Here is a 14499-nt window from a genome sequence, read left to right as displayed (position 1 = left end):
CTCCACGGTTCCGATCATCACGACCGACCTGGGCACGTACGACACGGCGGTGCGGGTGATGGGCGCCCGCGGCCGGATCTCGGCCGATTCCCGCAGCCGGTACGACCGCGCGCTCGGCCTGTTCCAGGCGCATGTGGACATCGCCGAGCTGACCGAGAAACTCGGGCTCGCGGAGTCACGGGTCGTCACACCGTTGATGTTCCAGTACGGGCTCATCGAGCGTGCCCGGTCCGACCGTCGCCGCATCGTGCTGCCCGAAGGGGGAGACGACCGCATCCTCCGCGCCGCCGCCACGCTGCTGGCCCGGGAGGTCGCCGACCTGACGATCCTGGGTGACGAGGCCTCGGTGCGGGCGCGGGCCGTCGAGCTCGGCGTCGACATCGCCGCGGCCCAGGTGCTCAGCCCGACCGACCCCGAGCTGGTGGAGCGCTTCGCCGCCGAGTACGCGCGCCTCCGGGCGCACAAGGGCATCACGCTCGCCCAGGCGGCCGACACCGTGACCGACGTGTCGTACTTCGGCACGATGATGGTGCACCTCGGCCTCGCCGACGGCATGGTCTCCGGCGCCGCGCACACGACCGCGCACACGATCCGTCCGTCGTTCGAGATCATCAAGACCAAGCCGGGGGTGAACGTCGTCTCGAGCGTGTTCCTGATGGCGCTCGCCGACCGTGTGCTCGTGTACGGCGACTGTGCGGTGATCCCCGACCCGACGAGCGAGCAGCTCGCCGACATCGCGATCTCCTCGGCGACCACGGCGCGCCAGTTCGGGATCGACCCGCGCGTCGCGATGCTGTCGTATTCGACCGGAGAATCCGGCACCGGCGCCGATGTCGACAAGGTGCGCGCGGCGACCGCCCTCGTGCGCGAGCGGGTACCGGAGCTGCCGGTGGAGGGCCCCATCCAGTACGACGCGGCGGCGGATGCGGCGGTCGCCAAGGCCAAGCTCCCCGACTCCGCCGTGGCCGGGCGGGCGACGGTGTTCGTGTTCCCCGACCTCAACACCGGCAACAACACCTACAAGGCCGTGCAGCGCTCGGCCGGCGCCGTCGCCATCGGACCGGTGCTGCAGGGGCTCAACAAGCCCATCAACGACCTCTCCCGCGGCGCCCTGGTCGACGACATCGTCAACACCGTCGCGATCACCGCGATCCAGGCGCAGGGAGAGCACGCATGAGCGCGATCCTGGTGATCAACAGCGGTTCGTCGTCGCTGAAGTACAGCCTGATCGACATCGAGCAGGAGAACCTGCTGGCGAGCGGGCTCATCGAGCGCATCGGCCAGGACGCCAGCCCGGTCGCCCACACCGTCCGCCCCGAGTCCGACGGCACGGCCATGCCGACGATGCTGGACGCGACGTATCGCGACGAGCGCCCGATCGCCGATCATGCCGCCGCCTTCGAGATCATGCGCGCGCAGTTCGCCGCGCACGGCCCGTCACTCGAGGAACACCGCCCGGTCGCCGTGGGGCACCGCGTGGTCCACGGGGGCGCCCGCTTCTACGCCCCGACACTGATCGACGCCGATGTGGAGCGGCAGATCGATGAGCTCGCTGTGCTCGCGCCGCTGCACAACCCCGCGAACCTGGCCGGCATCCACGCCGCCCGCGCCGTGTTCGATCAGGTTCCGCACGTCGCCGTCTTCGACACGGCGTTCCACCAGACGCTCCCGCCCGCCGCGTACACGTACGCGATCGACGCCGCGCTCGCCGCGGAGCACCGGGTGCGCCGCTACGGCTTCCACGGCACGAGCCACCAGTATGTGAGCGAGGCCGCGGCGGCGTTCCTCGGCCGCGACCTCGGCAGCCTCCGACAGCTCGTGTTCCACCTCGGAAACGGAGCGTCGGTGACGGCGATCGACGGCGGTCGCTCGGTCGAGACCTCGATGGGTCTCACCCCGCTCGAGGGCCTGGTCATGGGCACCCGCTCCGGCGACATCGACCCCGCCGCGCTCGTGCACCTGTCGCGTCGTGCCGGCCTCTCGATCGACGACCTCGACTCGCTGCTCAACACCCGCAGCGGGCTGGCAGGCCTCGCCGGTCGGAGCGACATGCGCGACATCCTCGCCGGGGTGGAGGCGGGGGACGACGCCGCGATGCTCGCCTTCGACGTGTACGTGCACCGCCTGCGCGCCTATGCCGGCGCGTACATCGCGCAGCTCGGGGGAGTGGACGTCATCTCCTTCACCGCCGGCGTCGGCGAGAACGCGGCGCCGGTGCGGGCGGCCGCGATGGCGACCCTCGGATTCGCGGGTGTGGAGATGGATGCCGCCCGCAACGAGGCGAGGGAACGCGGCATCCGGCGCATCTCCACGAACACCTCACCGGTGACGGTCCTCGTGGTGCCGACGGATGAGGAACTGCAGATCGCCCGGCAGACGGCCGAACTGCTCTGATCCGTCCGCCGGGGTTACCTCCTGAAGCGCCACCGCATTACGCTTGCACAGTGGCACGGAGAGGTGCCGGCCCGACGATCGCCCTTCTCCTGGAGGCTCTGTGCCAGAAGCACTGCCCGACCTGTTCCACGCCGACGGCGTACTGTTCGACCTCGACGGCGTGCTCACTCCGACCGCCGAGGTGCACATGCGCGCCTGGAAGGTCGTGTTCGACGACGTGTTCGCCCGCTGGGGCATCACGTCGCCGTACACCGATGCCGACTACTACGACTACGTCGACGGCAAGAAGCGCTACGACGGAGTGGCGAGTCTGCTGCGCAGTCGCAACGTCGAGGTGCCCTGGGGAGAGGTCGATGACGACCCCTCGGCCGAGACCATCTGCGGGATCGGCAACCGAAAGAACGCCGCCTTCGCGCAGTCGCTGCGCGGGCAGGGCATCGCGCCGTACCCGGGCTCACTCGCGGTCGTCGAGGCTCTGCATGCCGCCGGTATCCCGCTCGGCGTGGTGTCGAGCTCCAAGAACGCCGAGGAGGTGCTGGCCGCCGCCGGCATCCGCTCCTTCTTCCGGATCGTCGTGGACGGGGTCGTGGCCGAGCGCGACGGTCTCGCGTCGAAGCCCGCCGCCGACATGTTCGCCGCGGGCGCGGTGGCGCTCGGTGTCGACCCGGCCCGCTCGGTCGCCGTGGAGGATGCCACCTCCGGGGCCGCTTCCGCCGCTGCCGCCGGCTATGCGAGCGTGATCGGCGTCGACCGCGGTGCCGGTGCCGATGCGCTCCGTGCCGCCGGCGCCACCGTCGTCGTCGACGACCTGGCCGTGTTCGTCCCCGATACCCGCACCGACATCCCGGAGACCGCATGATCGACCGCGACCGCTTCCCCGTCGACCCCTGGCGACTGATCGACACGCACTACTCGGAGGAGGGCGTCGGCGAGACGCTGTTCTCGGTCGGCAACGGCTACCTGGGCCTGCGCGGCAACCACATCGAGGGCCGCGGCGCACAGGAGCACGGCACGTTCATCAACGGGCTGCACGAGACCTGGCCGATCCGGCACGCTGAGCAGGCCTACGGTTTCGCCGAGGTCGGGCAGACGATCGTCAACGCTCCCGACGCCAAGGTCATGCGCGTCTACGTCGACGACGAACCCATCTCCCTCGACGACGCCGACGTGCGCGAGTACCGCCGCACGCTCGACCTGCGCACCGGAGTGCTGGAGCGTCACGTGGTCTGGGAGACCCCTTCGGGCAAGCGTGTGCGCATGCGTGACGAGCGCATCGTGAGCTTCGAGGAGCGGCACCTCGCCGTGCTGCGGCTCGAGGTCGTCGTCGAGAACGCCGATGCCCCGGTCACCATCAGCTGCCAGCTGCTGAACCGCCAGGACGGTGCGGGCGTGTACGCCGGCACTCCGATCGGCACGAAGGCCGCTGCCTTCGATCCTCGCAAGGCCGAGAAGATCGCCGACCGCGTGCTGGAGCCTGCCGAGCACTGGCAGGACGGGCTGCGCTCCGCGCTGTCGTACCGGGTCGCCGACTCCGGGATGACGGTCGCCGTCGTGGCCGACCACGTGGTCGAGACCGAGAACGAGTACAACGCCCGCACGCTCGTGGAGCCCGACATCGCGAAGAACGTGTTCCGCGTGCAGGCGAAAGCCGGCGTCCCCATCACGGTCACGAAGCTCGTCAGCTACCACACCTCGCGGGGCGTACCGCCGCGTGAGCTCGTCGATCGCTGCCGTCGTTCGCTCGACCGCGCGGCCGATGAGGGCGTCGAGACGGTCTTCCAGCGTCAGCGGGCCTGGCTCGATGCGTTCTGGGAGCGTAGCGACGTGCAGATCGGTGGCCGCGACGACCTGCAGCAGGCCACCCGGTGGTGCCTTTTCCAGCTGGCTCAGGCCTCCGCCCGCGCAGACGGCGCCGGCGTCCCCGCGAAGGGCGTCTCCGGGTCGGGATACAGCGGACACTACTTCTGGGACACCGAGATCTACGTGCTCCCCTTCCTCACCTACACGACGCCGCGGTGGGCATACAACGCACTGCGGGCGCGGGTGAAGATGCTCCCGGCTGCGCGTCGCCGGGCCGCACAGCTCAACGAGGCGGGGGCGCTCTTCCCGTGGCGCACCATCAACGGCGAGGAGGCCTCCGCGTACTACGCGGCCGGTACCGCGCAGTACCACATCAACGCCGACATCAGCTTCGCGCTCGGCAAGTACGTGCGCGCGACCGGTGACGAGGAGTTCCTCCGGCGCGAGGGCGCCGACATCGCGATCGAGACCGCGCGGCTGTGGGCGACTCTCGGCTTCTGGCGTGCCTCGCGGCTGGTGGAGGAGGCGGATGCCGGTGACGGGATCGAGACCTTCCACATCCACGGCGTCACGGGGCCCGACGAGTACACCACGGTCGTCAACGACAATCTCTACACGAACGTCATGGCGCGCTACAACCTCCGCTACGCGGCGAAGATCGTCCGCGAGATCAAGGAGAGCCACCCCGAGGACTATGTGAAGCTCGTCGATCGCACGGGGCTCGGCGTCGGCGAGGCCGAGGCGTGGGACCGCGCGGCGGAGGCGATGTACATCCCCTACAGCGAGGGCCTCGGCATCCATCCGCAGGACTCGCTGTTCCTCGAGCGCGAGGTCTGGGATCTCGCCAACACGCCCGCCGAGCAGCGACCGCTGCTGCTGCACTTCCACCCGCTGGTGATCTACCGGTTCCAGGTGCTCAAGCAGGCGGATGTCGTGCTGGCGCTGTTCCTGCAGGGGAACCACTTCTCGCCCGAGGAGAAGAAGGCCGACTTCGATTACTACGATCCGCTGACCACGGGTGACTCGACGCTCTCGGCGGTCGTGCAGTCGATCCTCGCCGCGGAGGTCGGGTACCAGGATCTCGCGCAGAGGTATTTCGAGCAGTCGCTGTTCGTCGACCTGCACGACCTGCACCACAACGCGGCCGACGGCGTGCATGTGGCCTCCGCCGGTGGAGTGTGGACGGCGCTGGTGTGCGGTTTCGGCGGCATGCGTGACTATGCCGGCGACCTGAGCTTCGATCCACGCCTGCCGGCCGACTGGCCGTCGCTGTCGTTCCCGCTGCAGTGGCAGGGATCCACGCTGCACGTCTCGGTCACCGAGGACGAACTGCGCGTGCAGGTGCGCAGCGGCCCCCCGGTGCCTTTCAGCGTGCGGGACACCGCGTATTTCGCGACCGTGGAGGACGAGGTCGTCGTGCCGCTGGCGGATCAGGGACCGCTGATCCCCGGGCGTCCGACGCTGCGGCAGTTCGCCGACGCCCGCCGCGACGACGGCACCCGGATGTCGGCATCCGTCCCCGTCATCACCACCGCCATCCCGGTGATCGAGTCGACCGATTGACGCTGCCGGACGCCGTGGATCGGCCGACCCGCCGAAGGTCGGTGGCACGCCGTAGGCTGTTGAGGTGACCACAGCCCTCTACCGCCGCTACCGCCCCGAGACGTTCGGCGAGATGATCGGGCAGTCCCAGGTGACCGACCCGCTCATGACGGCGCTGCGCGGCGATCGGGTCGGCCACGCGTACCTGTTCTCCGGCCCTCGCGGCTGCGGCAAGACGACCTCGGCGCGTATCCTGGCGCGCTGCCTGAACTGCGCCGAGGGGCCGACCGACGTGCCGTGCGGCGTCTGCCCGAGCTGCGTCGAGCTGTCGCGCGCCGGCGGGGGATCGCTCGACGTCGTCGAGATCGACGCGGCCAGCCACAACGGCGTCGACGACGCCCGTGACCTGCGCGAGCGGGCGACCTTCGCGCCCAGCCGCGACCGGTACAAGATCTTCATCCTCGACGAGGCGCACATGGTCACCCCACAGGGGTTCAACGCGCTGCTCAAGCTCGTCGAGGAGCCCCCGGAGCACGTCAAGTTCATCTTCGCGACGACCGAGCCCGAGAAGGTCCTCGGCACGATCCGCTCCCGCACACACCACTACCCGTTCCGTCTCGTGCCGCCCGCAGCGATGCTCGAGTACGTCGAGAAGCTCTGCGCCGAAGAGGGCGTGATCGTCGAGCAGGGCGTGCTGCCGCTCGTCGTCCGCGCGGGCGGCGGCTCTCCGCGAGACACGCTCTCGCTGCTCGACCAGCTCATCGCCGGATCCGACGCACCCGCCGGTTCCGAGACCGTCACGGTCGGCTACGCGCGTGCCGTCTCTCTGCTCGGCTACACGCACGGTGCCCTCCTCGACGAGATCGTCGACGCGCTCGCCGCCGGAGACGCCGCCGCCGCGTTCCCCGCCATCGACCGTGTCGTGCAGACCGGTCAAGACCCGCGGCGGTTCGTCGACGACCTGCTCGAACGGCTGCGCGACCTGATCGTCATCGCGGCCGTCGGTGCCGGCGCTTCGGCCGTCCTGCGTGGGATCGCCGAAGACGACCTGCAGCGCATGCGCGGCCAGGCAGAGGTCTTCGGTGCCGCGCGCCTGTCCCGCACCGCCGACGTCGTGAGCGCAGCCCTCGACGACATGTCGGGGGCGACATCCCCGCGCCTGCATCTCGAGCTCATGGTGGCGCGTGTGCTCGCCAGTGCGACGGATGCTGCCGCTGCGGCGCCGGCGGCTCCCATTGCCGAGCGCGCCCCGGCGCCCACGCGGCCCACGGCAGCGTCGGCGCCTGTTTCGGCGCCTGCGGCCTCGGCACCCGCGGTCCCGACGCCCACTCCTGCTTCGCAGGCGTCGGACACGCCGCCTGCGGATTCGGAGGTTGCTGTCGCAGCGCCGGCAGCGCCTGCGCCGGAAGCGCCGAGTTCAGCCGATTCCGCAACGCCCGCTCCGGAGGCGACCGAGCCGGCCGCCGCCGAACCCGCCGCTGCTCGAGGACCGGTCACGTTCGACAGCATCCGTGCGTCCTGGCCCGCTGTCCTCACCCGGCTCGAAGGCATCAGCCGCACATCCTGGCTGCTGGCCACGGCCGTGCAGCCGCTCGCCTACGTCACTGACACCGAGGTGCTGACGCTGGGCTTCACGAGCCAGCACGACGTCGCGAAGTTCAAGGGCACGACCCCCGGTTCCGGTCCCTCCGACCACCTGCGGTCCGCGATCGAGCACGAGCTCGGGGTGCGGGTGAAGTACCTTCCTGCACCGATGCCTGCCGGTGGTGCTCCACGCCAGTCGGCGGCATCCGGTCCCTCGGCGCCCGCCGATTCCGCTGCCGCATCGGAGCCTGCGTCAGCGAGTTCCTCCCGCTCGCAGGTCCGTGGCTCGTCGGCATCCGCGGTGACCGAATGGGCGGTCGCACCGATCCCCACCGCGCAGGAAGAGCCGGCGAGCGCCCCGCCCGCGCCGTCTTCGCCGCTCCCCGTCGACGAGGAGCCCGAAGAGGTCGAGGCAGCGGCATCCGCTCCCGTCCCGCCATCCGATGGTGCGGTCGATCGTGACGAACCTCCGCTTCCGGGCGACGATGAGGCTCCGGCCTTCGATGACGAGCCGCCCTACGATCCTTCGTACGAGCCGCCGCTCTCGCGGCAGCCTGCTCCGCGGGAGCCAGTGCCTCCACGGGCTGCTCCTCAGCAGCAGCCCGCCCCGCAGGCGCAGCGCGCGGCAGCAGCCCCACCGGTCGTCATCGAGCGCGCTCCTTCGGTCGGGGGAGTGCAACGCTACGGCGAGGCCGTGATCCGCCAGGTGCTCGGCGCGACGTTCCTGCGTGAAGAGCCCTACGAGCCCCCGACGAGGTTCAACTGATGTATGACGGCATCGTTCAGGAGCTGATCGACGAGTTCGGTCGCCTGCCCGGCATCGGCCCGAAGTCCGCCCAACGGATCACGTTCCACATCCTGCAGACGCCGACGTTCGACGTCGCCCGTCTCGCGGAACTCCTCAGCGAGATCCGCACCCGTGTGCGGTTCTGCGAGATCTGCGGCAACGTCGCCGAGCAGGAGCGGTGTGCCATCTGCCGCGACCCGCGCCGCAGCCAGACGCTGATCTGCGTGGTCGAAGACGCCAAAGACGTCGCGGCCATCGAGCGCACGCGCGAGTTCCGCGGGCTCTACCACGTGCTCGGCGGGGCCATCAGCCCCATCGCCGGTGTCGGGCCCGACGACCTCCGCATCGCGCAGCTCATGACGCGCCTCGCCGACGGCACGGTGCAGGAGGTCATCCTCGCCACCAACCCGAACCTCGAGGGGGAGGCGACCGCGAGCTATCTGAGTCGGCTGCTCACGACGATGCAGATCACGGTGTCCCGGCTCGCCTCCGGGCTCCCGGTCGGCGGCGACCTCGAATATGCCGACGAGGTCACCCTCGGTCGTGCCTTCGAGGGCCGGCGCATCCTGTGACCCCGAACGCGGGCTTCTCGCGTCGTGGCTGGCTTCTCTTCGGGGCCATGGCCCTGCTGTGGGGCGTGCCGTACCTGTTCATCAGCGTCGCGGTCGAGTCGTTCTCTCCACCTGCGATCGTCGCCGGGCGCACTCTCATCGCCGCCCTGCTGCTCCTGCCGTTCGCCATCCGCAGCGGCGCGCTCCGGGCTGCGCTGAAGCACTGGCCGTGGGTGCTGGCCTTCGGCGCCGTCGAGATGGCCGGTCCCTTCCTGCTGCTCGGACATGCCGAGATGACGCTGCCCTCCGGCATGACCGGTCTGCTGGTGGCGACGGTTCCGCTCTTCGCCGCGCTGATCGCTCTCGGCGGCGGCGACCGTGGGGTGCTGCGGCCCACTCGCGGAATCGGCCTGCTCGTCGGCTTCATCGGCGTCGCGATCGTGGTCGCCGGTCCCGGTCTCTTCGGTGGCGAGGTCAGCCTGCTGGCGGCCGGCGAAGTCCTGCTGGTGGCGGTGCTCTACGCGATCGCCCCGTTCATCGTGGCGCGCAAGCTCAACGACGTCCCTTCGCTGGGCACCATCACCCTGTCGCTGCTCATGATCGGCATCTTCTACCTCCCGATCGGTCTGCTCACGCAGCACGAGGTTCCCACGCTGCCCTCGATCGCCGCGCTCCTCGCGCTGGCCGTGATCTGCACTGCGGTGGCGTTCCTCGCGTTCTTCGCCCTCATCCGCGAGGTGGGCCCGGTGCGCGCCCCGTTGTTCACCTACGTGAATCCGGTGGTCGCGATCATCCTCGGGGCGATCGTCCTCGCCGAGCCGCTGACGCCCGGGTTGCTGCTCGGGTTCCCGCTGATCATCGTCGGCTGCTGGTTCGCCGCCACCGGTGGCCGTCTGCGTCCGGTGTCTCCGCAGGCGCTCCCTCCCGCACTCTGACCCACGCGCGCCCCGTGACACATGCACAACGGGGCATACGCGCCGATCGTAGAATGAGCGTGGGCGGATCCGCCCGACATCCCAGGGAGTGATCGTGGCCCTCATCGTGCAGAAGTACGGCGGCTCGTCCGTCGCCGACGCAGAGAGCATCAAGCGCGTCGCCAAGCGCATCGTCGACACCCGTCGTGCCGGACACGACGTGGTCGTGGCGGTCAGCGCCATGGGCGACACCACCGACGAGCTGCTCGAGCTCGCCAACGAGGTCGCCCCGATTCCCGCGCCGCGCGAGCTCGACATGCTCCTCTCCAGCGGAGAGCGCATCTCGATGGCCCTGCTGGCGATGGCGATCCATTCGATGGGCTTCGAGGCGCGCTCTTTCACGGGCAGCCAGGCGGGCATGATCACCGACTCGCAGCACGGTGCCGCCCGCATCGTCGATGTCACTCCCGTGCGTCTGCGCGAGGCTCTCGACGAGGGGGCGATCGTGATCGTCGCCGGATTCCAGGGCTTCAACCGCGACACCCGCGACATCACCACGCTCGGTCGCGGGGGGTCGGACACCACGGCCGTCGCCCTCGCCGCCGCGCTCGACGCCGACGTGTGCGAGATCTACAGCGACGTGGACGGTATCTTCACCGCCGATCCGCGCGTGATCCCGAAGGCGCAGAAGCTCGATCACGTCTCGAGCGAGGAGATGCTGGAGCTCGCCGCCAACGGCGCCAAGGTGCTCTACATCCGCGCCGTCGAGTACGCGCGCCGTCACGGCGTCCTCATTCACGCTCGGTCGACGTTCTCGTCGGCCGAGGGCACGTACGTTCTGGGCGAGGGTATGAAGAACCCTCGCGAAGCCGAGGGAGCAGTCATGGAAGAACCGATCGTCGCCGGGGTCGCCACCGACTTCAGCCAGGCCAAGATCACGGTCGCGGGCGTGCCCGACGTCCCCGGCAAGGCTGCCGAGATCTTCAAGATCGTCGCCAAGTCCGGCGCGAACGTCGACATGATCGTGCAGAACGTCTCGGCCACCGGGCGCACCGACATCTCCTTCACCGTCCCCAAGGCGGATGCCGCGGCAGCGCTCAAGGCGCTGGCGGGGGATCAGACCGAGGTGGGCTTTCAGAATCTGATCCACGACGACCAGATCGGCAAGCTCTCCGTCGTCGGTGCGGGTATGCGCACTCACTCCGGCGTTTCCGCGACGCTGTTCGAGGCGCTCTCCGCCGGCGGCATCAACATCGAGATGATCTCGACGTCCGAGATCCGCATCTCGGTGGTCCTGCGCGACACCGACCTGACCGAGGCCGCGCGCACCGTGCACACCGCCTACGGACTCGACGGGGATTCCGACGCCACGGTCCACGCCGGCACCGGACGCTGATCTCTGCCATCCGCCTTCGCTTTCCTGCCGACTGCGCGGGCGTGTGTAGCGTGGAAGCCGCATCGCCTCGGACCGCGGTAGACTCACCGAAACCCTGACACCGGCGCCAGGCGCAGCATCCGCATCCCGACGCCGCGCCCGAAGCCTCGTACGCCGCACCGCACGACGCCAAGGAACATCATGACCCGCATCTCCGAATCAGGACTCTCCGTCGCCATCGTCGGCGCCACCGGCCAGGTGGGCACCGTGATGCGCGAGATTCTCGCCGAGCGGTCGTTCCCGATCCGCGACCTGCGCCTGTTCTCCTCCGCACGTTCCGCCGGCACCGCGATCGAGTTCGGTGGGGCGACCGTCATCGTCGAAGACGTCGAGACGGCGGATGCCGCGGGCATCGACATCGCCCTGTTCTCGGCCGGGGCCACGGCGAGCCGTGCCTACGCTCCGCGTTTCGCCGCTGCCGGTGCCGTGGTCGTCGACAACTCCAGCGCCTGGCGCATGGACCCCGAGGTTCCGCTCGTCGTCAGCGAAGTGAACCCGCACGCGATCGACGAACGCCCCAAGGGCATCATCGCGAACCCGAACTGCACCACGATGGCCGCGATGCCGGTGCTGAAGGCGCTGGACGCCGAGGCGGGCCTCGAGCGTCTGATCGTGTCGACCTACCAGGCGGTCTCCGGCTCCGGTCTCGCCGGTGCGCAGGAGCTGCTCGGCCAGGTCGAGGGCGTGCTCGCTCAGGGCGACACCCTGCGCCTGGTGCACGACGGCTCGGCGGTCGACTTCCCCGAGCCCGAGAAGTACGTCGCACCGATCGCGTTCGACGTGATCCCGTTCGCCGGCAACCTCGTCGACGACGGCGACAACGAGACCGACGAAGAGAAGAAGCTCCGCAACGAGAGCCGCAAGATCCTCGAACTCCCCGGCCTCCGTGTGGCGGGCACCTGCGTGCGCGTCCCGGTCTTCACCGGTCACTCGCTGTCGATCAACGTCGAGTTCGCCCGCGACATCACGCCCGAGCGTGCCCGCGAGGTCCTGAGCGCGGCTCCCGGCGTCGTACTCGACGAGGTTCCGACCCCGCTGCAGGCGGCGGGCAAGGACCCGAGCTTCGTCGGACGCATCCGTGCCGACCAGTCGGCAGCTGAGGGCAAGGGGCTCGTCCTCTTCATCAGCAACGACAACCTGCGAAAGGGCGCCGCGCTGAACGCCGTGCAGATCGCCGAGGTCCTCGCGGAGCGCCTGGTCATAGCCTGACGGTATCCCCGCCATGTGGAACCGGTCTGGCAAGGTCGGTCGCATGGTCTGCGACGGCGTGCCCGCGAACTAGACTGGTTCGGTGACAGAAAACGTCGATGTCGTCCTGATCGGCGGTGGCATCATGAGCGCCACCCTGGGTACTCTCCTGCATGAGCTGCAGCCGGAGTGGAAGATCGTCGCCTTCGAGCGACTCTCCGATGTGGCTCAGGAGAGCTCGAACCCGTGGAACAACGCCGGCACGGGGCACGCCGCCCTGTGCGAGTTGAACTACATGCCGCAGCAGGGCGATGCTCCGCTCGACCCGGCGAAGGCCGTGTCGATCAACGAGCAGTTCCAGCAGAGCCGTCAGTTCTGGTCGTCGCTGGTCGAGAAGGGTGTGCTCGACGCGCCGTCGACGTTCATCAACGCGACTCCGCACATGACGTTCGTCCGCGGCGAGAAGGATGTCGCCTACCTCAAGGCCCGCTACGAGGTGCTGAAGGAGCAGCCGCTGTTCGCCGGCATCGAGTACAGCGAGGACTCCCGCGTCATCAACAAGTGGGCGCCGCTGCTCATGCAGCAGCGCCGCAAGGGTGAGCCGTTCGCCGCGACGCGCGTGCCGGCGGGCACCGATGTCGACTTCGGAGCCCTGACGCACCAGCTCTTCGACCACCTGACCGAGTCGGGTGTCACGCTGCGCACGAACCACGAGGTGCGCAGCCTCAAGAAGCAGAAGGACGGCGGCTGGCTGGTCAAGTACCGCACGACCATCGGTCGCACGCCGAACGAGATCAAGGCACGCTTCGTGTTCGTCGGTGCGGGCGGCTGGGCGCTCAAGCTGCTGCAGAATTCCGGCATTCCTGAGATCAAGGGCTACGGCGTCTTCCCGATCGGCGGCCAGTTCCTCAAGACCACGAACCCGAAGGTCGTCGCGCAGCACAAGGCGAAGGTCTACTCGCAGGCATCCGTCGGCGCTCCGCCGATGTCGGTTCCGCACCTCGACACCCGCGTCGTCGGTGGTGAGTCCTCGCTCATGTTCGGGCCGTTCGCGACGTTCAGCCCGAAGTTCCTCAAGAACGGATCGATGCTCGACATCGTCTCCCAGGTGCGCCCGCACAACCTGCTGCCGATGCTGCACGTCGCCGTGAAGAACCCCGATCTGATCACCTACCTGGTCGGCGAGCTGCTGAAGAACCACGCCAAGAAGGTCGACAGCCTGCGCACGTTCATGCCGACGGCCAAGGACGAGGACTGGACTCTCATCGACGCCGGTCAGCGTGCTCAGGTCATGAAGAAAGACCCGAAGAAGGGCGGCATCCTGCAGTTCGGCACGGAGGTCGTCTCGTCGGCAGACGGATCGATCGCCGGGCTCCTCGGTGCTTCTCCGGGAGCTTCGACCGCTGTCCCGATCATGCTCGAGCTGCTCAAGGCCTGCTTCCCGGACGAGTATCCGCACTGGGAGCCGGAACTCCGCGCCCTGATCCCCACGTTCGGCGAGAAGCTGAACAAGGATGCGGCGCTGGCGGAGCAGTACACCGAGGCGACCGCCGCCACCCTCGGCATCAACGTCTGAGTCCGGACCGTGGCGAAGCTCTACTTCCGCTACGGCGCGATGAACTCGGGCAAGTCGACCTCGCTGCTCCAGGCTGCCTACAACTATGAGGAGCGCGGCCAGCACGTGCTGCTGGCGAAGCCCGCGATCGACACCAAGGGGGCGTCCGAGATCGAGAGTCGGCTCGGCGTCACCCGTCCGGTCGACTTCCTGATCGGCCCCGACGACGACGCGCGAGTGCTCTTCGCGGAGCACCGTGCGCGCATGCAGCATTCGTCGGACGACGAGCTGCTCCCGGCGGGACCCACCGATGTCGCCTGCCTTCTCATCGACGAGGCGCAGTTCCTCACGCCGCCTCAGGTCGACGACCTCTTCCGCATCGCGGTGGAAGACGGCATCCCGGTGATGGCGTACGGGATCCGCAACGACTTCCTCACGCATGCTTTTCCCGGCTCCGCGCGGCTGCTCGCGATCGCGCACTCGCTGGAGGAGCTCAAGACGATCTGTCGGTGCGGGCGGAAGGCCGTGTTCAACGGCCGGGTCGTCGGCGGGCGCTTCGTGTTCGACGGCGATCAGGTCGCCATCGACGAGGGGGCCATCGGGTCGGCCTCGCCGGAGCTGACGACGTACGAGTCCCTGTGCGGCACCTGCTATCTCGAGGAGTCCGGCGGACGCCTGGGCTGATCGCCCGGCACCCGGCCCGCAGCGCGTGCAGCGGGGCGATCGAGCGCGCTCGTTTGCGTGGTCTG

Annotated in this window: 11 protein-coding genes; all 11 read left to right on the top strand. The window is 69.3% G+C overall.

Translation table 11 applies throughout. The features are described from left to right. Window positions 1-1177 (top strand): phosphate acetyltransferase (pta, locus tag ACNPM4_RS04600; RefSeq protein WP_448984849.1); only part of this gene is annotated, 1177 nt, incomplete at its 5' end. Beyond that, the gene (locus ACNPM4_RS04595; protein ID WP_448984848.1) at window positions 1174-2394 is read left to right on the top strand and encodes an acetate/propionate family kinase; all 1221 of its coding nucleotides are present in this window, start codon (window positions 1174-1176) and stop codon (window positions 2392-2394) included. The genes pta and ACNPM4_RS04595, both read left to right, overlap by 4 nt. Window positions 2395-2494: 100 nt before the next feature. Further along, entirely contained in the window at window positions 2495-3253 is a 759-nt protein-coding gene (locus ACNPM4_RS04590) for an HAD family hydrolase (RefSeq protein ID WP_036302886.1), read from the top strand. After that, a complete protein-coding gene (locus ACNPM4_RS04585) occupies window positions 3250-5757 on the top strand; it encodes a glycoside hydrolase family 65 protein (RefSeq protein ID WP_448984847.1) in 2508 nt (835 codons plus the stop codon). The genes ACNPM4_RS04590 and ACNPM4_RS04585 overlap by 4 nt, the downstream gene beginning before the upstream one ends. Before the next feature lie 64 nt (window positions 5758-5821). Further along, window positions 5822-8086 carry a DNA polymerase III subunit gamma and tau gene (locus ACNPM4_RS04580; protein WP_448984846.1) on the top strand — a complete coding sequence of 755 codons (2265 nt, stop codon included), beginning with the start codon at window positions 5822-5824 and terminating at the stop codon, window positions 8084-8086. Beyond that, window positions 8086-8679, top strand: coding sequence for a recombination mediator RecR (recR, locus tag ACNPM4_RS04575; RefSeq protein ID WP_029261037.1), 594 nt, complete (start codon window positions 8086-8088; stop codon window positions 8677-8679). The genes ACNPM4_RS04580 and recR overlap by 1 nt, the downstream gene beginning before the upstream one ends. Then, window positions 8676-9593 carry a DMT family transporter gene (locus tag ACNPM4_RS04570; protein WP_029261038.1) on the top strand — a complete coding sequence of 306 codons (918 nt, stop codon included), beginning with the start codon at window positions 8676-8678 and terminating at the stop codon, window positions 9591-9593. Before recR ends, ACNPM4_RS04570 begins: the two co-directional genes overlap by 4 nt. Before the next feature lie 94 nt (window positions 9594-9687). After that, window positions 9688-10968, top strand: a complete 1281-nt coding sequence (locus ACNPM4_RS04565; protein WP_029261039.1) for an aspartate kinase — start codon at window positions 9688-9690, stop codon at window positions 10966-10968. Window positions 10969-11148: 180 nt separating this feature from the next. Then, window positions 11149-12216, top strand: coding sequence for an aspartate-semialdehyde dehydrogenase (locus tag ACNPM4_RS04560; protein WP_029261040.1), 1068 nt, complete (start codon window positions 11149-11151; stop codon window positions 12214-12216). Between the two features lie 82 nt (window positions 12217-12298). Further along, on the top strand, window positions 12299-13771 hold the full coding sequence (locus ACNPM4_RS04555; protein WP_448984845.1) for a malate:quinone oxidoreductase: 1473 nt from the start codon (window positions 12299-12301) through the stop codon (window positions 13769-13771). Window positions 13772-13780: 9 nt separating this feature from the next. Further along, window positions 13781-14434: a thymidine kinase gene (locus ACNPM4_RS04550; protein ID WP_448984844.1), complete on the top strand. Its 654-nt coding sequence runs from the start codon at window positions 13781-13783 to the stop codon at window positions 14432-14434. Window positions 14435-14499 lie beyond the last annotated feature (65 nt).

It is taken from the genome of Microbacterium umsixpiens, assembly GCF_053543675.1.
Note: the sequence above shows the minus strand (reverse complement) of the source record. Positions and strands in the feature narration are given on the sequence as shown.